Annotated in this window: 12 protein-coding genes; 2 read left to right on the forward strand and 10 right to left on the reverse strand. The window is 29.7% G+C overall.

Going from position 1 to position 22,512, the window contains the following annotated elements; translation table 11 throughout:
- Positions 1-322 precede the first annotated feature (322 nt).
- The gene (locus ACRDBA_RS13490) at positions 323-1,012 is read left to right on the forward strand and encodes an MgtC/SapB family protein (RefSeq protein WP_438573448.1); all 690 of its coding nucleotides are present in this window, start codon (positions 323-325) and stop codon (positions 1,010-1,012) included.
- Positions 1,013-1,164: 152 nt separating this feature from the next.
- On the opposite strand, the gene ACRDBA_RS13495 is transcribed toward ACRDBA_RS13490, so the two are convergent.
- The 7 genes from ACRDBA_RS13495 to ACRDBA_RS13525 form a co-directional block, all read right to left on the reverse strand.
- Positions 1,165-1,584 (reverse strand): hypothetical protein, encoded by a 420-nt coding sequence (locus tag ACRDBA_RS13495; RefSeq protein WP_438573449.1) that lies wholly within the window; start codon positions 1,582-1,584, stop codon positions 1,165-1,167.
- A gap of 200 nt (positions 1,585-1,784) precedes the next feature.
- A complete protein-coding gene (locus tag ACRDBA_RS13500) occupies positions 1,785-3,125 on the reverse strand; it encodes an amidohydrolase (protein WP_438573450.1) in 1,341 nt (446 codons plus the stop codon).
- Between the two features lie 77 nt (positions 3,126-3,202).
- Complete coding sequence (locus ACRDBA_RS13505; RefSeq protein WP_438573451.1) at positions 3,203-4,915, reverse strand: adenine deaminase C-terminal domain-containing protein; 1,713 nt, start codon at positions 4,913-4,915, stop codon at positions 3,203-3,205.
- 18 nt (positions 4,916-4,933) lie between these two features.
- Complete coding sequence (locus ACRDBA_RS13510) at positions 4,934-5,983, reverse strand: ABC transporter substrate-binding protein (protein ID WP_438573452.1); 1,050 nt, start codon at positions 5,981-5,983, stop codon at positions 4,934-4,936.
- A gap of 22 nt (positions 5,984-6,005) precedes the next feature.
- Positions 6,006-7,037, reverse strand: coding sequence for an ABC transporter ATP-binding protein (locus tag ACRDBA_RS13515; protein ID WP_438573453.1), 1,032 nt, complete (start codon positions 7,035-7,037; stop codon positions 6,006-6,008).
- Between the two features lie 33 nt (positions 7,038-7,070).
- Entirely contained in the window at positions 7,071-7,853 is a 783-nt protein-coding gene (locus ACRDBA_RS13520) for an ABC transporter permease (RefSeq protein WP_438573454.1), read from the reverse strand.
- 1 nt (position 7,854) lies between these two features.
- A complete protein-coding gene (locus tag ACRDBA_RS13525) occupies positions 7,855-8,685 on the reverse strand; it encodes an ABC transporter permease (RefSeq protein WP_438573455.1) in 831 nt (276 codons plus the stop codon).
- Positions 8,686-9,227: 542 nt separating this feature from the next.
- Between ACRDBA_RS13525 and ACRDBA_RS13530 the strand changes: the two genes are divergently transcribed.
- Positions 9,228-10,418, forward strand: a complete 1,191-nt coding sequence (locus tag ACRDBA_RS13530) for a glycosyl hydrolase family 8 (protein WP_438573456.1) — start codon at positions 9,228-9,230, stop codon at positions 10,416-10,418.
- A 147-nt stretch (positions 10,419-10,565) separates the two neighbouring features.
- Here the strand turns inward: ACRDBA_RS13530 and ACRDBA_RS13535 are convergent, their stop codons facing one another.
- The 3 genes from ACRDBA_RS13535 to ACRDBA_RS13545 form a co-directional block, all read right to left on the reverse strand.
- Positions 10,566-13,457: a beta-N-acetylglucosaminidase domain-containing protein gene (locus ACRDBA_RS13535; protein ID WP_438573457.1), complete on the reverse strand. Its 2,892-nt coding sequence runs from the start codon at positions 13,455-13,457 to the stop codon at positions 10,566-10,568.
- A gap of 209 nt (positions 13,458-13,666) precedes the next feature.
- A complete protein-coding gene (locus ACRDBA_RS13540; protein WP_438573458.1) occupies positions 13,667-17,185 on the reverse strand; it encodes a sialidase domain-containing protein in 3,519 nt (1,172 codons plus the stop codon).
- A 218-nt stretch (positions 17,186-17,403) separates the two neighbouring features.
- The coding region (locus tag ACRDBA_RS13545; RefSeq protein WP_438573459.1) for a discoidin domain-containing protein at positions 17,404-22,512 on the reverse strand (5,109 nt) is incomplete at its 5' end.

The raw sequence follows: 22,512 nt of genomic DNA on the forward strand, positions 1-22,512 counted from the left end.
TATTTAACCTGCAAAAATCAATTTTATTGCAGGCTTGTTTGCCATACAATAAAATATTCAAACTTATATAATTTTCAAAGAGCGAGCAATTCTATGAAAAGCCAAGCTATTTTTTCATATCAGCTTAACAGATTCTTTAATTTAATAACAATATAAAATTTCTCTCTCTTCAAATTTATCATATTTTTACTTTTATGTAAATATTTTACTTATGTGATGCCTTTTATGAATATTTTTAAAACTCTTTTCATTCCTTTGTATAATAATTACAATTTAATAAAAAGATATAGTTATAAAATATTATTTAAGGAAGTAATTTTACATGACGACAATAGATTTTTTAATAAGGCTTTTTTCCGCAGTTATTTTTGGATTTATAATAGGACTAGAAAGGCAATATAGGCAAACTCTAGCAGGAATAAGAACTAATGTCTTAGTTTGTGTAGGCGCTTGCCTCTTTGTAATGTTTGCTACTATTGTAAGTAATGGAGAAAGTTCTCGTATAGCTGGGCAAGTAGTTACTGGTGTAGGTTTTCTAGGTGGTGGTGTAATACTCCGTGAAGGATTTAATGTAAGAGGATTAAACACAGCTGCTACATTATGGTGTACTGCTTCTGTTGGAGTTCTAAGTAGCTCTGGTAATATATTATTTGCTTTTATTGCAGCCCTTGTAATAGTATTATCTAACATTACCTTTAGACCAATTGCTAGAAAACTTTTTAGTGTTAAACGTAATGATGAGGATGACGAATATACTTATTTAATTACAATAAAATGCTCTGAGGAAATAGAATTTGGATTACGTTCTTCTCTTATGGAAATGGTTAGTAAAGAAGATATCCTTTTAAGAAAGCTTGAAAGCTTAGAAAACGAAAATGACTCAAGCCGTGTTCGTATTAAGGCTGAAATAATTAGTTTAGAAAAAAGCGATATGATAATGGAAAGAATAGTTAGTGTCTTAAGCTTAGAAGTTGGTGTAGTTTCAGTAGGATGGAAAGTATTATATGAATAAAAATCAAAAAATTAAACAAGCCGAAGTAATATCTACCTGGGCTTGTTTAATAATATCCAGTACCAAGTCCATTTAATATGGGATCATATATCACCTTTCTAAAGGTATATATTCTATGACCTTCAAAAATTCTAATTGTCTCTAAAATTGCACTAATATAGCTTTATTCCTATACTATCCATATATCTTATGTAATCATCTATACAGCTACATTCATTTTCACATTTACAATTAATATTACTTATAATTTCTTTTAACTCTATTCTCTTTTTGTCAAAGTTATCCACATACCTATTTTTTACTAAAGTAAATATTATTGTACCTGTAACTAATATATAAAGGCTTATTTCTATAATTTTAAATATATTTTGAGTTCTTATTGGCTTTTCTAAAAAAAATAAAGATGCTATTCCAAGGATTAATAATAAAATAACTTGTTGCTTTCCCCTCGCCTTGGAAATTATTTTACTTTTATTTGTTTTTTCTCTTTCTTTTATAACATCATCTGTTAGTTTTTTTACTCCATAAGGTAAGTTTTTATAAAATATTTGCTCTTTAATTCCGCTATTCATCCCTACTCCCTTCATTAACACTTAAGTAAATAGAATTTATATTATAGTATATTTACCCTTCACCTACTCTATTACAAATACTTACTACTTCTTAATTATGGATTCTTTAAATAAAAATAAGTTTATAAATAATAAAAAAGACCTTATAAAATTAAATTTATAAAGTCTTTTCTATAATTAATAATTACGTTTCTTATATTTTAAAGTGTTTCTGCTACCTTATTTATTTTTTCCTTTAAAGCTAAAAGATCCTTTCTTATTTCCTTAAAATCTCCACTTACTAGTTTCTTATCTTTAACTACAGTCTTTCCGTTTACTACAACAAACTCTACATTGCTAGGATTAGCTGAATAAACTAATGCTGCATAATAATCATATATTGGCTGCATATTTACTGATTTAGTTTCTATTAACACTAAGTCAGCTTTTTTACCTATTTCTAAGGAACCAACCTTTTTATCTAAACCTAAAACCTTTGCTCCTTCTATTGTAGCCATTTCTAAAAGATCTATTGAAGGCATTAAGCTTCTATCATTATTAAAAAGCTTTTGAACCTTTGCTACTTGGTGCATTTGAGTTATTATATCTAATGTATTTCCACTCATAGGTCCATCTGTTCCTAAACCTACATTTATTCCCTTTTCTCTCATTTTAATAATAGGTGCTACTCCCTTTGCTCCCTTAGCATTTGCCCCTACATTATGAGATACATTAGCTCCACTTACCTTTAATATTTCTATATCATTATCATTTACTAAAACAGAGTGAGCAGATATAAATTTATGGTCTAATATTCCTACCTTATTTAAATATTCTACAGGAGTCAAATTATATTTTTCCTTATATTCACTTAATTCATAATCCATTTCAGCTACATGCATCATAAATGGCACATTATACTTATTGCTAATTTCATATGCTTCCTTTAAAGTTTCATCTGTATTTGTATAAGGTGCATGAGGTGCTATTCCTGGAGTTACTAATTCATCACCTTTCCATTTTTCTATAAACCATCTTGAATAATCTAATCCACCAAAGGCTTCCTTAGAATCAGGAGATGGGAAGTTTAATATAGTTTCACAAAGGACACCTCTTATATTAAGCTCCTTTGATGCCTTTGCTACCTCATCTTCAAAATAATACATATCACAAAAAGTAGTTACTCCACCTAAAAGCATTTCTGATATTGCATATTTAGCTCCTATATATGTAAGTTCTTTATCTACAAGTCTATTTTCCAATGGAAATAAATATCTCTTTAATCTATCTTTACAATCATCTGCTAGACTTCTAAATGGAACCATTGATGCATGTGTATGACAATTTATCATTCCAGGTATTAAAATTCCTTCTTCACCATCTATATATTCTATATCCTTATATAACTCTATCTTGCTTTTATATTCCTCATCATTTTTCTTTCCAACAAATATTATTTCAGTATCTTTATAAAGTAAAACACCATCTTCAATAACTTCTTTATTTTCATTCATTGTAAGAATAGTGACATTATTAATTTCAGTACTTTTATTCTTTATCATATTTTCCTCCTATGTACGCTATAACTATTAAAACCTATAAAATTAGACTATGCTTATTATACATAGTCTAATTAATATTATTTAAATAAAGAAACTATTTCATGCTTCCTTACATCTATTAAGCCCTTATCTGTTATTTTTAAAGCTGGACTAACTGGTAGAGATAATGTACTAAATGACATTATTTCATTCATATGATTATATCCTAAAGATTTCATAGCATCTCTTACTTCTCCAAGAGCTTTTCCTACTTTATCTATAGGCTCATCGCTAATAATTCCCCCTATTGGTAATTCTAAATGAGCTAAAATTTCATCATTATTAGCTACAGCATATCCTCCACCAATATTTATTACTTTGTTAGCTACTAAAAGCATGTCACTAACATTTGTTCCCATAACCATAAGATTATGATGATCATGAGCCCAGGTTGTTCCTATTGCTCCTTCTTTTATAACCATTCCCTGAACTAATCCAAAGGCTATATTTTTATTTTTTCCATATCTCTCAAAGATAGCTATTAAACAGCAATCATTTCCCTGCCAATCTAATTTTCCATCTTTAATATTTAATGTAATTTCTCCTTCTTCTGTAAATGTAGACCCTGATTCTACCTTCATAGTTCTACAAGTAACCTTTTCTTTATACGTAGAAGGAATTATTACATATAAATCTTCTTCCTTAATTTCATCTAGCTTAATACTGTTGTAGAACTCTTTGTTAAGTTCACTTTTTGTACTAAAGTATTCTTCTTTTAATCCATTTTCTATACTATAAACTTCTTCCCCAAACTTATATACAGATTGAATATTTAAGTCATTTATATCTTCTATTAAGCTAAAATCAGCAATCATTCCTGGAGCTATGATTCCCCTATCTAAAAGCCCCATTCTTCTTGACGGAGTATATGTTGAAACATAAATAGCATTTTCTACTGACATTCCAAGTTCTATTGCTTTTTCTACTAATTTATTTAGATGCCCCCTAGTTAATTTATCTGCCATTACATCATCAGTTGCTAAACAAAAATGCTCATATAGATTATTTTGGATTAAAAAATCTATATTTTCTTTGTTCATGGACTTATGCTGAATTTCAATAAACATACCATTTCTTATTTTTTCTTCTAAAGATAATACATTTTGCTGAGTATGATCTCCATTAACGCCCCTATATATATATAATGATAAATCAACTCCTGAAATCTTAGGGCAATGACCTTCTAGTGGAAAGTTAGTTTTATTTTCCTTAGATAAATTAATTATCTTATTAATAGTTGATTCTTCATCTTCTATTAAATCCTTAAAATTCATTACTTCGCCTAAGCAACGAACTTTATTATAATTTAATAATTCATCTACTTCCCTAACATTTATTTCTCCACCTGTAGTTTCTAATTCCTTAGATGTTGAAGGTACAGAGCTTGGTATTCCATAAAATATATCTACCTTTTCTTCAGATTTCATAAATTCCTTTATACCTTCTATACCAAAAACATTTGCAATTTCATGAGGGTCAGCTACTACCGTAGTGACCCCATGTTTTATAACTGCCTTTGAAAATTCACTTGGAATTGTCATTGAGCTTTCTATATGCATATGAATATCTATGAATCCTGGAATAATGTACTTTTCTTTTCCGTCAATAATATTTTCTGATGTAAATCTATCTTCATAATCTTTTCCTATATGAACAAACTTACCTTCATTTATTACAACGTCACCTTTTATAAATTTCTTAAAATAACTATTATAAACATTTAGGTTTTTTATAATTAATTGTACTTCCATTCTTCCACCTATTTTATATTAGTTCATTATTCTATTCCAAGTGTCAACCCACTCAGTCATTAATGAATTAATAAATTTAAAGTCTATAGTTTTAGCATTGTCTAATACTTTTCCGTAAGTTAAGCTTTTTGCTTCTTCTTCAGTTAATTGAACTTCTGTGTTAACTGGTGATTCATTTAAAGCTTTAGCTGTTCTTGTTTGAACTTCTGGGCTTAAAGCGTAGTTTATAAATTCATAAGCTAATTCTTTATTAGCTGAGTTTTTGTTAATGTTAATAGTGTTAAAGTTTAAGTAAGTTCCTGATTCAGGAATAACATTTATAACTTCTGGTTTAGCTTTTGCAATTGTTCCATAAGCAAAGTCTGCTGCTACTGCTGCTACTATTTCTCCACTAGCAAACATATTAGCTAAGTCTGATGACTTACTATAAGTTTTAACTACATTTGGCTTTAAAGCTTCTAATTCTTTGAAAGCTGCTGCTCCATTGTCTTTTGAAATTTCAACTCCAGCCTTATCTGCTGCAATACTTACCATAGCTGGTCCATTAGTTGTAGTTACATCTGGAATAGCTATTTTATTAGCTAATTCTGGCTTCCATAAATCTTCCCAAGAATTAATTTCAATTCCTGCTGAAGGATCAACAACTATACCTATGCTGTTTAATGTGTAAGCTGGTCCAAATCCTCTGTCAACAGTAGTTTGAGCTTTTTCGTGTAAACTTGTAGCATTTGGTATCTTTGAGTAATCTAACTCTTCAAATATACCTGCTTCAATTCCTTGCTCAGCAAATGATTCTGCTAAATATGTAATATCTATATTTGAGTTTGGATTGTTTTTCATTTTAGTTAATCTTTCTGAGTTATTACCAACTTCTAAAACTATTTCTACTCCATGTTCTTCAGCAAAAGGAGTGAAAACTGCTTCCTTTAATACATCTTCATTTAATCCCCAAGTTGAAATTACAAGTTTCTTACCTGCTTCACCTGAACCATTTGATCCACCACATCCAACTAAAGCTGTTGTTGCCATTATACCTGTTAATACTAAAGCTAAAATTCTCTTTTTCATAATTAATTCTCCCTCACTTAAATTATAATACTACTATTTTATTTGATGGTAATTGAAGTTTTATTTTATTTCCTTTTTCATAAACAACACTATTTTCACTATTTACAATTATGCTTCCCATAGATGTTTTAACATCATATTGATATGCTTTTCCTAAGAATGTTCTTATTTCAATAGTTCCTTCTATTGTATTTTCTAAATCTTCATTAACTATTTTTATATCGTCTGGTCTTATAGTTCCCTTAACTTCTGACTTATCTTTAGCTCTATCTACAGTGAATTTTTCTCCTGCTTCATTAGCATATGTATTTTCTGAAACCTTTTTTAAGTCAATAAAGTTTTCAAATCCTACGAATCTAGCTACAAATTCTGTTGCTGGATTTGAATATATGTTTTCTGGAGTATCAAACTGCTCTATTACGCCTTTATTAAGTACTGCAACTCTATCAGAAATTGAGAAACACTCTTCTTGGTCATGAGTAACAAATAAAGTTGTAATTCCTAATTTTTGTTGAAGCTTTCTTATTTCAACTCTCATTTTTAATCTTAATTTTGCATCAAGGTTACTTAATGGCTCATCTAAAAGTAAAAGGCTTGGCTCAATAACTAATGCTCTAGCTATAGCAACTCTTTGTCTTTGTCCCCCTGATAATTCCTTAGGGAATCTCTTAGCTAAGTGAGTCATATCAACTGTTTCTAATATTTCAGCTACTTTTCTATCTATTTCGCCTTTTGCAACTTTTTTCATCTTTAATCCAAAGGCTACATTTTCTTCAACTGTTAAGTGTGGGAATAATGCATAGCTTTGGAATACTAATCCAAAGTTTCTATTATGAACTGGTATATTTGTATAATCCTTATCTCCTAATAAGAACTTCCCAGCTTTAGGATCTATAAACCCTGCAACTACTCTTAATGTAGTAGTTTTACCACACCCACTCGGTCCTAATAGTGAAACTAATTCACCCTTTTTAACCTTTAAGTTTAAGTTTTCTAATATATTATTTTTTTTATCATATGAAACATTTATATTTTGTAAATTTATTAAATCCATTTTAAAATCCTCCAAGCTTTTATTTCTTTTCCTCTATGCTGCGAAATTATTAAGACCTAATGTCTTTTCTAAGATATACATTATTCCAATAGTTAATATCATTAATATTACTGATAATGCTGATACTGTTGGATCATAGTTATATTCAACATAGTTCATCATTGTTATTGGTAATGTACTTACTCCTGGACCTGTTAAAAACATTGATACAGGAACGTTATTAAAGGAATTTATAAAAGCTAGCATAAATGCAGCCATAACTCCTGATGTTATGTTTGGAAGTACTACTTTAAAGAAAGTAAGTGACTTTTTGCAACCTAAACTCATTGCTGCTTCTTCTATTGAGTAATCAAATACTTCTAAGCTTGAACCTATAACTCTTATAATATAAGGAATAATTACTAGAGTATGTCCTATAAATAAGCTCATTAAAACTGATAAGTTTAACTGTACTAATAAGAATTGGAATAATGAGAAACCTACTACTATTCCTGGAATTATTAGTGGTGAGAAGAAGAAACTTTTTATTGCTCCTTTTCCTTTAAAGTCATATCTACTTAATCCATATGCAGCTGGAATACCTATAATTAAAGCTGCTACCGTTGCTATTCCTGATATTATAAAGCTTGTCATCATACTGTTTAAGAATGATTGTGATTTAAACACATTAACAAACCATTGTAAACTAAATCCTTTTGGTGGGAATGCTATATAATTTTCAGTCCCTATACTTGTCATTGCAATTATAACTAGTGGTGCAAATAAGAATATATATACTAATATAACGAATGCTGTTAACAATTTACTTCTTTTCATCTTATGATACACCTCTCTTATCTAATCTTGATGCTAGGAAGTTAATTCCCTTTATTACTATTAAAGTTACTACTATCATTATAGTTGCAACTACTGCTGCTCCTTGCCAATCACCTAATGTCATTGTCTTTTGATATATAAGTGTTGCTAAAACTGTATTTTTATTCCCCCCTAATAATTGAGGAGTTGTATAAGCTGTTAATGAACCTGTAAATACTAAAACAGTTCCAACTATTAAACCTGGTAAACTTAGTGGGAATATTACTTTGAAGAATGCTTTTACTTTATTAGCTCCTAAACTTTCCGCTGCTTCTAATAAATCATTGTCCACATTTTCCATAACCCCAACTAAAGAAATTATCATTAATGGTAAGAATATGTACACCGTACCTACTATAATTGCTCCTTCTGTATAAAGAAGTGATAGTGGTTCAGATATTAAGTTTAATTTCATAAGTAATGTATTTATTACACCATTTTTTCCCAATATACTCATCCAAGCAAATGAACGAACAACTGAGTTTGTTAAGATTGGGAATACTGTTAAAGCTATAAATAATCCTCTTAACTTTTTAGATGTTCTAGATATGTAATATGCAACTGGAACTCCAATAAACATACATATAATTGATGATAATAATGATATTTTTACTGTTCTTATAAATATCTGCATCATATATGGATCTTTAAAGAAATCTGTATATGCACTAAACATTCCTGAACTTGTATTTGTAAATGTAGGTATTATCATAGACATTAATGGAACTATCATGAAATATGCTACTAATACCAAGCATGGTATAAATAAAATATAATAACTTTTCTTCTTCATTATGTTACTCCTTTTACGAACAATTTTCTTACCTTATATTTTACTGAATTTATTTTCTTCTCTTTCTTACAAATTTATTTTAACTAGATTTACGAACATTGTCAATTATTATTTTGCTATTCTTCGTAAAATATTTTTGTTCATCATTCGTGTTTTTTATCGGTAAATTTTTTTTGTATTTTTTTGATTTTATAAGAATTAAGAATAAATTAATAACTTTTTTTAATGTTCACGCCTATTTTTTAAATTTTTATATAAATTATATTTTCAAAATATAATTTAACATTCTTTTAACATACCTTTATCTTTACATTTTCAACTAACATTATATAGCGTAATGAATTCTAATTTTCGTTGTTTACTAATGTTTACTCATATATAAGTTTTATCATTAAAATTCGTTCTTCTTTAATATCTTTTAACTTTATGAATAATATCTTTTTATTTTTTCTTTAATATTCGTATTTAAATCGTCACTTCATTACTTTTATAAAAAACACTCACATACTTAAATAAATTAAATAATTATATTAGTAGGACAATTGATTATTGAGGTGATTGTTATTTATAAAACTCTATTAACTTCAAAATATTCAAAAGAAGAACTTACTATGCAACTAGTAAGCTTTTATAATGATTGGAAAAAGAAATACTTACGAATTGTAGAAACCTCTTCTTTAAAAGAAGGTTACTTATTTTATACAGTAGATCAAGCAACAAGTAATAATGCTATAACTTGCTCAGAAGCTATGGGATATGGAATGGTTATATTTCCTCTAATGTATAAGTTCGATTCAGAAGCTGAAGAAAATTTTCATCTTCTTTATAATTTTATAAAAAATCATCCCAGCATTTACAATAAAAATCTAATGGCTTGGCAACAGGTCATTACGGAGGATGGTACAATTAAGGATGTAGATGAACAAACCTCTTCTGCTACAGATGGAGATATAGATATTAGCTATAGATTAATTATTGCTAATAGTCTTTGGCGAAATGATAAAACCATAAATTACAAAGGTGAAGCATTAAAAAGAATAAATGCCCTTTATGATAGCTGTGTTGATAAAACTGACTATACATTAACTTTAGGAGATTGGGTTAAGGGAATTGAAAATAGTACCTTTAAAGGAGTAACTAGAAGTTCTGATTTTATAAATTATATTTTATGGGAATTTACAAAGCTGGATATTAGACATACTCGTGAATGGAAACTAGTTATTAAGAAAATAAATAGTATTATAAATTATCAACTTACTAAGGAAAGTAAGGATAACGGATTAATGCCAGATTTTTTTGTAAAAGAAGGAGATAATTATGTTCCTCCTAAAAAGGAAGTTTTAGAAACTATTCATGATGGTGATTATTTCTTTAATAGCTGTAGAACTCCTTGGAGATATTCTATGGATTCAATTTTAAACAAACACCCAACTCCAAAACAAATTAAAATCCAAAATAACTGGATAGCTAAAAAAACAAATTTAAATCCAAACAATATAGTTTCTGGATATTATATTATAAACGGAACTCCCGGTGAAGTGTTTGGTTCCCCTAATGATTTATCATTTATATCACCATTTTTAGTTTCTTCTCTTTTATATAAGGAAAATCCTAATTGGTGTTTAAACCTTTGGAATAAACTAATTAATACTTCTATAAACGAAGCTAACTTTTATGGAAATACACTTAAGCTTATGGCTATGATAGTTGCAACGGGAAATTGGACATATTAATTAAACTTGTTTGATGATAATATTTATGAAACATTACAATATCAACATTAACTTACCTCCTAAAATAAAAATAACCTAGAAAGAATAAACTCCTTCTAGGTTATTTGCTATATTATTAATTTATTTAACACTTATAATCTTTGCTAATTATTTTGTTGTTCTTGTGTTAACTGATACTGGTTTTGATTTTTCCCCATTTGAATATTTACTAACTACTTTAAATCCATAAATAGTATTTGATTTTAATCCTTCTACATTATAAGAAGTATCCTCCTTACTTACTTCTGTAATTATCTTTCCATCTTTGTAAATTTCATATCCTACTAAACCTTCTACATGACTTGGTGCTTCCCAAGTTAAAGCTACAGTATTGTTACTTACTCCTTCAGCTCTTAAATTAGTAGGCTTAGCTACTACTATTTCTACTTCTGGTTTTTCATATACTGGAGGTAATTCAACATCTCCTTCTAATCCCATTACTTCAACTTCAAATATTCTTGTAGCTGAATCATTTCCTTGTGTTGGCTTATCAACATTTAATCTTACATATCTAGCCTTACTTACTGGTATTTGATCATTAGTTTCACCAGCTGTATTTCCAACTACCTTTGCAACTTCTTTAAAGTTTACACCATCCATACTTACTTCTAATCTATAATCACGAGTATTCATAGCAGCAGATTCTCCACCTACTTCAGCATGCTTAATTATTACATTGCTTATAGTATTCACATCTCCTAAATCTATAGTTAAAGTATGAACTCTATTTCCTACTGCACACCATTTAGTATTTCCTTTTCCATCTATCGCCTTATCTGGACTTTCTGATGCTGCTGTATATCCTGAAGCTGTAGCTGTTTTTCCTATTGAAAGATTTTGCTTATCTTCACCAGCTAAGTTTGAAACTGTAATTACATGTTCTTTAATTACTTCATCTTCACCTAAAACATTTTTAGCCTTTAATGAAACTGTATATATTCCTTCCTTAGCATAGCTAATAGTTGGATTTTGCTCTGTACTAGTTTCAATATTTGCTCCTTCAAAAGTCCATTCCATATCTACTGCTGAAATTGAACTTGTATTTGTTATTGTAATCTCCTCACCTGGAGCTATTAAAGTTTTTGAAACCTTAAATCCTGCTGTTGGGTATGGATCATAGCTTAAAGCTTCATTTATAAATGCTAAAGCAGTTTTTTCAGAAACCTTTGAACCACTATTTAATCTTGACATATTTGAATTTAATATAGCTTTTAATCTATTAAATTCACTTTCATTATTATCTCTTTGAGCTAATAACATATCTAAAGCTACTTTATCATTTTCACCTAAAAGCTTTAATTTGTCTAAGTTTGAACTACATTTTGAAAGTATTTCATTTGGAAGTTCAGCCTTTAATTTATTTGCAGCATTTATCATATTATCAAACTCTGCACGTAATGCTTCTATTTCTTCAGTAGCATCTTGACCTTTTGCAAGCTTAGATATAAATCTATCCATTGTTTCTCTTACTTCTGGTGCATCATATCTACCTGTTGAAGCAGCTCCACCTTCCATTCTTGTTGAATGATTAGCAAAGGTCTTCATTTCTGGAGCTAACTCTCCATAAAGCAGTTCAATTGCAGTATTCCAAGCCTTATCATAATCATAAGCTGCTGTATTCCATGAATAATCTGCCCCTGTTGCCAAAGTTATCTTTGAAAGCTCTGCATGTTCCATTGGATTCATAGTAAAGAAATCTATTTCACCTTCTAAAGCTTTATCTACACCATATATTGGTCCTAAAGCTAATTTAGAAGTCATATAATCAGTTACTGGATAGTTCCACCATATACCCATCCTCTTTCCATAAATTGAATTTACAAATTGAGCATTTTCTAAATCTATTTTTTCAGATACTACTACATTACCTGTCCACATTACCATGATATCTTTATCTAATGTAGAAGAAAAATCTGAAGTATATTTACTTATATTTCCTGGAGTCCCCATTCCAAATGTATCATATTCTGTTGGAACTGTTATAAGCGGTTTTACATCTCCCTTAGCTTTAACAAACTCGTCATTAAATCTATTTAATACATTAGCTTGCTTAACTCCACTTTTATCTGATATATCATCAAAGTAAATAGCAAAGCTTCTTACACCCATTTGATATAATGATTCACATTTATTCATAAGAGCTTGGAAATCTGCTTCCCCCGCTTCCCCATCAAATCTTATATCTATTCCCGGAGATATACCAAATACAAAGTCAACCTTGTTGTCATTTGATGTTTCTATTAATTCACTCATTCTAGCCATTTCACTTTCTGGATATGGCTCTCTCCATTTATTTCTATGATATGGATCATCTTTTGGAGCGTATATATATGTGTTCATTTTATGCTCACCATAAAACTCTATTTGATTTAATCTATCTGCATGTGTCCAAGGTGAACCATAGAATCCTTCAACTATTCCTCTTGTTGACATAGTTGCTTCATCACTAATAACGACTTCTTTTGCAGTAAGATTTTCATTGTTTTTTACTGCTAATTGAGTTAAAGTCTTAACACCATAGAAAGTACCATCACCATCTTTACCTTCTATTAATATAGTTCCTGCATTAGTATCATCTGCATCTACTGCTAGTACATATCCTTCGTCCTTTAATGATTCTGCATCAATAACTCCTAATCTTTCCTTAGCTTCATCCATTTCAACTATTTCATCACTAGATTCACCTATTATAAGAGTTGTTGAAGCTTCATTATAGCTTTCATTTATTTGTATATTATTTTTACTTAAAAACTCTGTTAATATTCTAATAGCATCTTCATCAGCTACATCTATTCCTTTAATATTAACTGTTTTAGTAAGTGTTAATGTACCATCCTTAACATCTACATTTTTTGGAGTTGGATTTAAATTAGGCAATGTAACTTCTACTTTACTGCTTCCATCTGTTTTAGCATCTACCTTTGTGACTATTAAACCATTAATCATAAACATAGCTGCCATAGCTGTTGTCAATAATCTTTTAATCATTCTTCTTTTCATTTTACCTCTATCCCCTTTTATATAATGTTAAATATGTAAATTCATTACATGTATAATATTAACTCTTTTTCTCATTCTTGTAAACAATTTCAGTATATTTTAACATTTTTGTAACATTTTAAATATTTACCATTATATTTATATATTTTTACTAATTCAAAATTTAATTAACAAAAGAGATAGCTAATAAAATTAGCTATCTCAAAATATTATTTTTGTGTTCTTATATTTAAAGACGTTGGCTTAGATTCTTGATTATTAGAATATTTAGCCGTTACTTTAAATCCATAAATAGTATTTGATTTTAAGCCTGTTACATTGTGTTCAGTGCTATCAGCTGGTATAGTAGCTAAAATCTTACCATCTTTATATATTACATACTCAGTTAATCCTACAGTATTATTTGGAACATCCCATGATAACTTAACTGAAGAATCTGTTACTTCTGAAGATTTTAAGTTATTAATCTTAGAAACAACTATTTCTTCTGGCGTTACATCTTTCTTTTCTACATTTACCTTCTTATCAGTTAATTCTAACTCATGAATATTTCCTTCTCCATCTCCAATCATGCTAGAAGTTACTGCTATAGTCTCATCTACAGCTTCCTTTCTTGCTTCTAATGTAATATTTATTAAATCTGATGCATTACTTATTGGAAGACCTAATGATGCTACTATTATTTTCACCTCTCCTGGTGCAATTTCTTGAGCTGTAGCATATACCTTTTCATTTATTCCTTTTACAGCTTTAAAATCAAATACATCTGAATTATAATTTAAAACAAATTCACCTGCATAAGCTTCTAATCCTTCTTTTAACTCATTTACTCCTAATTTAATATCAAATACATCTTCTACTTTAATAGTTTCCGGAGTTGTTATTGTAGTTTTTCCATTTGACACAACTTCATTTCCCTTAACTAATATACTTAAATTAGTTTCTGTATTATTAGATAAATCAGTCTTTTTACCAATAACATTTATTATATCTAAGTCATTTTTAGCTTTTATTACAAAGTTATATTCACCTGCCACTATATCACTAGGTAAATTTCCTTCTAATATAATATTTTTAGCCTTATTATTTTCTACAACTGTTAATGGGAACTCTTTGTCACCTACTATACCAGTTAATTCTTTATTACCTATTAAACTAACTGCTTGGTCAAGAGCAACATTTATCTTAATCTTATCACCAGCTTTATAACCATCTACATTATCGATAGAAGTTACATTAGAAATTTTTGCTGCCGGTGCATTAGCTAATAAATCTGTCTTTATATAATTTAAGTTTATATCTACAAAATCCATAGAAACACTTTCATTTTCATAGTAAACACCTATATTTCCATTTGGCATTTCAGTTAAACAAGAATAACTATAATATCCTTCTTTAATTACTTGACTATATTTCCAATCTATATTGTATTTAGTTCTTCCATTTTCATATTGACCATCTTCTTCAATTAAACCAATTCTAACAGTACCATTAGTTCTGTTTGATGCATTAGGATTTGAGAATATAAGTGCTGGCTTTCCATCTATATCTTGGCTATAATTTATAACACTCATTTGACAATATGGTTCTCTTAAAGCAGTTTCTTGAACTACTTCAGCTTCCCAAGTTTCAGCTCCATCAAAGCTAGTTGCTATTTTTACATAGCCCCCTGACACTCCAGTATTTCTCATAAACATCTTTAATTGTCCATCTGGCATTTCTACTACTTGAGCTTCAGTTAATTGATTTCCACTACTTATAGTATCTGAATCTTCATTATGACCTGCTCTACTGTCATTTGGTGATTCTCCTAGTGTCCATGTTTGACCATTATCATCACTGTACATTGTTGCACTAGATTGGAAGTTATTTGAGTTTGTATAATATAATGGGAACACTAATCTTCCTGCATGCTCTCCATTTTTAATTTGAATTCCTCTACCTGGTCCTGTTCCAATAAATTTCATCCAATCTTTCTTAATACCACCTGAAACTATTTTAGGCTCACTCCATGTAGCTCCTTCATCTCCACTTTCAATAATTGTTAAATACGCTGTACCATAAGCCTTTAAAGGTGAACTTGGTAAAAATGTATTTGAAACTTTAACTCCATTTTCATATAAATTATTATTAGCATCTACTGTATATGCAGTTTCTTCTCCTGCAGCAGTATAAACCTTTCCACCTGGTTTTATATGATATTTATTTCCATTTCCTTTTTGTCCTTCATTTCCTGCTCCATCAAATAAAAGCATACAAACTTCCCCATCTATAGTTTCAAAACCTGTTCCTCTTTGAGTATTAGGGAATCCATAGTTTTCTGGGAATGCAGTTATAAATAAAAATACCTTTCCAGTTTCTTCATCTTGAAGCATACTAGCATCAATTACTGAAGCATTACCTGGATAATCTATAACTCTTTTTTGATCTGTCCAAGTTTTTCCACCATCTTTACTAATTATAACTCCTGCATCTATATTAGCTGGTGAATCTCCATTATGGTTATTCCTTACATCAGTTGCCGCTATAACGGTTCCATCCTTAGTAGTGAATATAGATGGAATTCTAAAGTTTCTAGAATTTAAGTCTCCTGCCTTAAATAATTGTTTAACATCTGACTTATAAACATCATCTGGTAACGGTAACTCTTTTCCAGCTGTTTCTATTGTCTTTTCTAGTATATAATCTTCAGATATTGGCTTATTATAAATTTCTAAGAAATCTACATCTCCTGTAAATAAATACTCATTTGCAGAACCTGCTCTATCAGTTTTACCTATATCCATAGTATTTAAACTAGGTATATCCTTTAAGAACTTTGTAGTTGCTGCTGGAGTAGTTAATATAGCCTTACCATTTAAATATATTGTATATCCAACATTTTTTTCCACCTTAAATGCAATTGTATTAATTCCAGCATTTAATTTAGTAGTAACTTTTCCATTAGTATTTCCTGCTGCATTTCTTATTTCATATCCAACTTGTGAACCATCAGTCCATAAGTTAAAGTGATGATCATCTTGACTACTATTACTAATTCCTAAGATACTTTGTATTCCAGTTTTATTTAAGTCAAATCTTGCAATAATAGTTGCTTCTTCAAGATTTTTAACCTTATCTAGTTCAGAGTTTAAATTTCCTCCTACACCATTTGCTATTCTCTTATTTTCTGATGATACTACCTTTTCAACTTCGCCAACTTTTTGGTAAACATCAACTTCTGCAATACTAACAAACCCACCAACTGCTTTTATAGCCTTTACTGTAAGTGTATCAGTTGTTACTGGCTTATCAAATCTAACTGTTTTAGATGTTGCACTAGTATCCCATGTACCTGATGCTACTAGTTCATCTCCAGCATAAATTTCATATTGTTGAATTTTCCCATTGTCCCCACTTTGTCTTGGTGTAACCCTTAATGATGATACTTCATAAGTTCCACCTAAGCTAACTGTTAAACTTTGTGGTAAAACAGCACTTCCATCCCATGGAGTATGCCACATTGTATTTAGATTTGAATCTAATGCTTTGCTTGCATCTTCCCCTGATTGGAATGATGTAGCTGTTGCAGTCATTCCTAATTTTGATATTGATTTTTCTGCAATTGGATTGCTCTTGCTAACTTCATTTACCATCACACTACTTGCTTCTGCAAATGTTATTGAAGGTACACTATTTGTAACTAAAAAAGCTGATAATAAAATAGTAAAAACTCTCTTTTTATTCATGTTACACCCCTTAAACTTTTATTTGTAATATTTTACATTATATATAATATATTACTATTTTTCGTTTACATATTCAATAAAATTTTCTAAATATGTAATAATTTATTAAATTTATTTATTTTTTTACATAAAAAAATCCTCACAAAGAAATAGAAATATTTTTCCTTTAACTTTGTGAGGATTACTTAACTTTCTTCTAACTATAAAATATTAAGTTTTTATTTTAAAGTCCTTACATTAACTGAAACTGGTTTAGAGTTTTCACCATTTGAATATGAAGCTACTATTTTAAATCCATAAATTGAATTTGATTTTAATGAATCTACATTTGCTTCTAATACTTCTGCTGATACTCTATCAACTTCAACACCATCTTTGTAGATTATATATTCTGCTAATCCAACAACATGCTCAGGTGCCTTCCATGATAATTTAACTGAATTTTTACTAGCTTCAGCTTTTAAGCTTGATGGTTTAGAAACTATTATTTCTTCATTTCCACCTTTAACTAAAGTATCAATTGCTTCTAGTAACATATCTTTCGCTTCATTTACCTCTTCTTGAGTAGCTACTGAATTTGAAGCAACTCTATTTGCAGTATTTAAAGCATTAGCAAATACTAACCAGCTTTCTGCTGTGTATTCTTCTTCTTTTAAGTTTTTAGCATCAGCTATAACTTTATTTAACTCTTTAATTTCTACTAAAGAATTATATGCATCTAATAATTCTGCTTTTAGTTCTTTTAGAACTTCTGTATTTATAGTATCTAAATAAGTTACTTTTTCAACTGAAGCCTTATATCTATTTGCAGTTGATACCGTATAATCATTATAGTTTACTTCCTTAATAAGTGAAGCAACTTCTTTGATTTCTTCTTCTGTAGCAAGTCTATCTTTCTTAGCTACAGTTATTTCTTTTATAGCTGCAAAGTTTTGTCCATTGAATGTAGATAAAGATGTAATCTTAATTGCACTAGCAGTTACTGGTGCATCTAATTCAATCTTATCAGTAGTACCATTTACTAATTCTCCTGACTTTAACTCTACCCATTCACCATTTACTTTACCTTCTAATTTATAACCTTTTATTGATCCATTAGTTGATTTTCCACGAGATAATAAGTTAACTGAGTCAAATTCTATTTCGCTTCCAAAGTCAACTGATAGCCAATGCTTTCCTGTATGAGTATCTGAACCTACATAGTTTGTGTGCCACCATGAATTTTCATTTCCATCTATTGCTGAAGCTGCAGGACCATCTCCAGTTGCAGCTGACATTTCTGAACAAGCTGATGCTGTCCAAGTTTCTCTATCATATTCAACAACAGGTACCTTTGAATATGCTGCGTAATCAGCCTTTGCTTCATCATAGTAAATTGAACTATTTCTTAATTCAATTCCTCCTAAAACTCCATTAAAGTTATTATCAGCAACTATTATCTTTCCAGCTTGAACTGGTTGATTTATTATAGCTTTGTCATATTCAGAGTTAGCAAGTTCACCATCGATATAAATCTTAATCATACCATTTACTTCACGAACTGCTACTACACTATGCATCTTACCATCATTTACTTTACCTACTGATGTAGTTTCTATTGATGTTGGTACATATGCATCTGTTCCAAATGTTCCATGAGCTTTTTCTACAACTGTAGTTACTTCTGATTTTGAGCTAACAGTTAAATCTTTAACTTTAAAGTTTACATATCCTTCTTCATCTATTGATAACTGAATATCATCTCCTTGAGATAATAAGTTAACACCCTTTGAAGTTGTGTTTACTGTCATATTTACAGCAAAATCTGTAGTTCCTTGGAATGATTTCTCTGTATTAACTTCATATTCCTTATCCATTTCAAAGAAGAATGAATCAACATTACCATTGTATTTTGGAGTTATATCATTTCCATTTACTAAGTCTTCTGAAGCTGTTATATTTATAACTTTTCCATCTTCATAAACTGAAATTTCTAATGAAGTATTTAATAAGTTACCAACACTATCGCTTTCACCATTAATATTAACTTTAACTTCATTAGCTAATACATCTTCTGTAGTAATAACTAAAGTTCTATAATCTTCTAATAATTCTACTGAAGAAATTGTAGTTCCATCAACACTATAAACACCATCTAAGTTTCCAACACGCTCATTGTATTTTATAGTTATTTCATTATTTCCTGTAACCTTTGCAGATACTACTTCAGCTGCTTCTGTATCCTTGTTACCATATTGAATTATTTTTGATTCATATGGTGCTAATGTAACAGTAACTTCATCTCCATATGATACAACACCAGCATCACCTACAACGTAAGGTAATACTTGATTTCCTTTTAAGTTTGAAACTGAAGTAGGTACACCTACAACATCAGTTAATTGTAATGTATATTGTTTTTCTTCTCCAGTTGGATTTCTAAATGCTACAATACCTTCATTTCCATCCCAACATGAATATCCATAAACATCTTGAGTAGGTCTAGTTCCAAATAATTTAGCATTTTCTAATATATGAGCATTCTTTTCTGCAAAATCAATTGCATCTGCATTTACTCTCCATTTTTCATCATTCATAATTGATGGTGAATAATATAATTCCCAGAATGCTGTTCCTCTTACTGCATTTACAAATAAGAAGTCTCTAAAGTCTTCAGTAGTTGCTGAGCTTCCATCTGATACACCATAAATAGGATCATGGTTATAGATATTCTTTAATGGGAATTGTACTTGGTTTACCTTTAATAAGTTATAGTAAACATTATCTCTATACGTTAATTTTTGTTGATATCTTGATCCTGTTCCTGCTTGTCCTGTATCCCCTGAATCTTGTACCCATATAGTATTAACCCATTGTAATAGCCAAGGACTTAAGTTAACATAACAAGTTGCATTTATAAATAAGTCTTTACCTTGAGATGCACGATTTTCTCTCATTAATTCCCATGCATCAGTCCACTTTTCCCATAAATCTGTTGTATAGTACATGTTATTTGTACCACCAGCCATATGATCATGATTTGTACTTGTACAAGGTCTTACTGCAAATCCATCTATTTTCCAGTAATCAACATCAAATCTATTTTGGTAATCTATAAACATTGTAGTTAAGTTCTTAACATATCTATCTGAACCTACACAAACATTATCCCAGAAATCACTTTGTTTATATCCAGTACCCATTTTTTCTAAATACTTACCAAATCCGCCAAAGAAGTTATATCCTCCTTGAGGCCCTAACCAAACACCAAATTTTGATTGGAATTTACTAGTTAATTCAGTTGAAGTATATAATTCATTAGGGAACTTACTATTAAACTCCCAGAAACCTGTACGGTTGAATCCTTCTCCTGATTCATTTTTACCTATATTAGGGTTAAACTCTTCATCTCTATAGTTGTTCCAACCATCATCAACAACATATGAATCAAGTGGTTCAACACCATTTTGTGTTAATCCCTTTTCTGAACCATAGAATGACTTAGCAATACTTTCATCTGTAATTCCCATCATATTGTCATACCATGAATTATATTGCTTTCTAAATTTAGTTGGAGTTGCTATATCTGAAATATATTCATAAAAATCAGTTTGAACAACATCAGTATCTTCACCCTTAGCTGCACCAACAACATTTTGCCATGATACAAATTTACCATCTTTAGTTAATTGATTATCAGCCTTTAATTGATTAAAATCTTTACCAGAGTAGTATCTAATTTGCATTTCATTATTAACTACATCTGTATCTGCAGCTGGGAATTCAGAACCTAAGAACATACCATTAGCATATATAGGTTGCCCAAGCATTAATTCGTTTTTCCCAATCCACATAGAAGATACATCTTTTAAATCAGGATGTGACCATAGATTTTCTCTATTTATATCATCACCTAATACAAATTTATCTGTATCTATATAATCTATTTTAGCACTACTATAATTTTCTTCTGGTATATTTATCTCCATGAAACTTCTCATATAATGGTCTCCATTATCCATTACCACTACATAATCCACATCCCAATCTACACCATTAATTTCATATGGAATAAAGTCAAATGTTACTTTGTATCCATCTTCAGTTTTTTCTTCTTTTATTCCATCTTCCTCTAAAACTAAATCACTAGTTTTTATTTGAAGCTTTTCTTCTCCAACAGATGGCTCTACTATCTTATCTTCATATAATCTAAATTCTGCTCCTGTAGCAGCATCATTAACTGTTCCATACATTGAAGTAACATCAAATTTTACATATCTTCCTGTTGCTTCAGTATCTAAATTAGCAAATCTAACACTCTTATCATTAGCCGCTGAATAATTAAATTGTGAGCTTCCCACTGGAGTCCAGTTTACATTATCATCACTAACTGAAATATTAGCCTTGTGCATTACTCCTGTTAAAGTTCCATTTTGAGCAGCTTGATATGAGAATGAATTAAATGTCTTTGATTCCTTTAAATCGAAAACTACAGTCATTGGTCTTGCAAACTCTTTTGCTTCCCAATAAGTACTTAAATCTCCATCTAAAAGCTTTTCTCCTTCAAATCCTTCCTTCCAATTTCCTTCAGCAGACCATGTAGATCTATCTAACTCTTTTATTGGATTAATAGTCGTAGTTGGATCTATAACTTGATCTTCATAAAGAGCAAATTCTGAAGCAGTTGCCATGTATTTTTTCCCATTTAATTGTGACGTACATACTAATTTTAAATATTGAGTAGTTACATTTTGTCCAAAATTAACATATACTGGCTCTGATCTATTATATTTATTTTCTTCTTCTATATTATATAACTTAACATCTAGTTCACCAGTTTTTAAAAGTTCCCAATCTTGTCCGTCTTCACTTGTATAAACTTCGTAACCTTTAAAAATACCATTGCTTCCCCAGATACCTGCATTATCCTTAAAACCGTCTTGTCTTGCTTGATAAGAGAAAGAACTAAAAGTCTGTGGACTTTGTAAGTTAAATATTATTTCTCCTGGCTCTGCATTAGCTTCCCACTTAGTATTAGGATTTCCATCTAATACTGCACTAGCATTTTGACCATTTGCTGTAACTGCTGTCCAGTTACTTCTATCTAGCATCTTTGTAGGATTAACTACTTCATATTTTGGAGCTTCACTAGGAATTACACTTATAACAAAATCCTCTGATCCTTCTGCAGGATTTATCGTAGTAGCTACCCCTTGTATTCTATTATTTGTAATAGTTTTAGTTTTGATTTTACCATTTTCAATAGAATACTCTCTACTCATAAAATCGTTTCCAACTGTTATAGACTTTTCTGTTCTATTAACAGTTACTTTACTTTCACCTGTAGC

The sequence above is a fragment of the Clostridium sp. genome, from assembly GCF_051654825.1.
In the GTDB taxonomy this organism is placed as follows: domain Bacteria; phylum Bacillota; class Clostridia; order Clostridiales; family Clostridiaceae; genus Clostridium.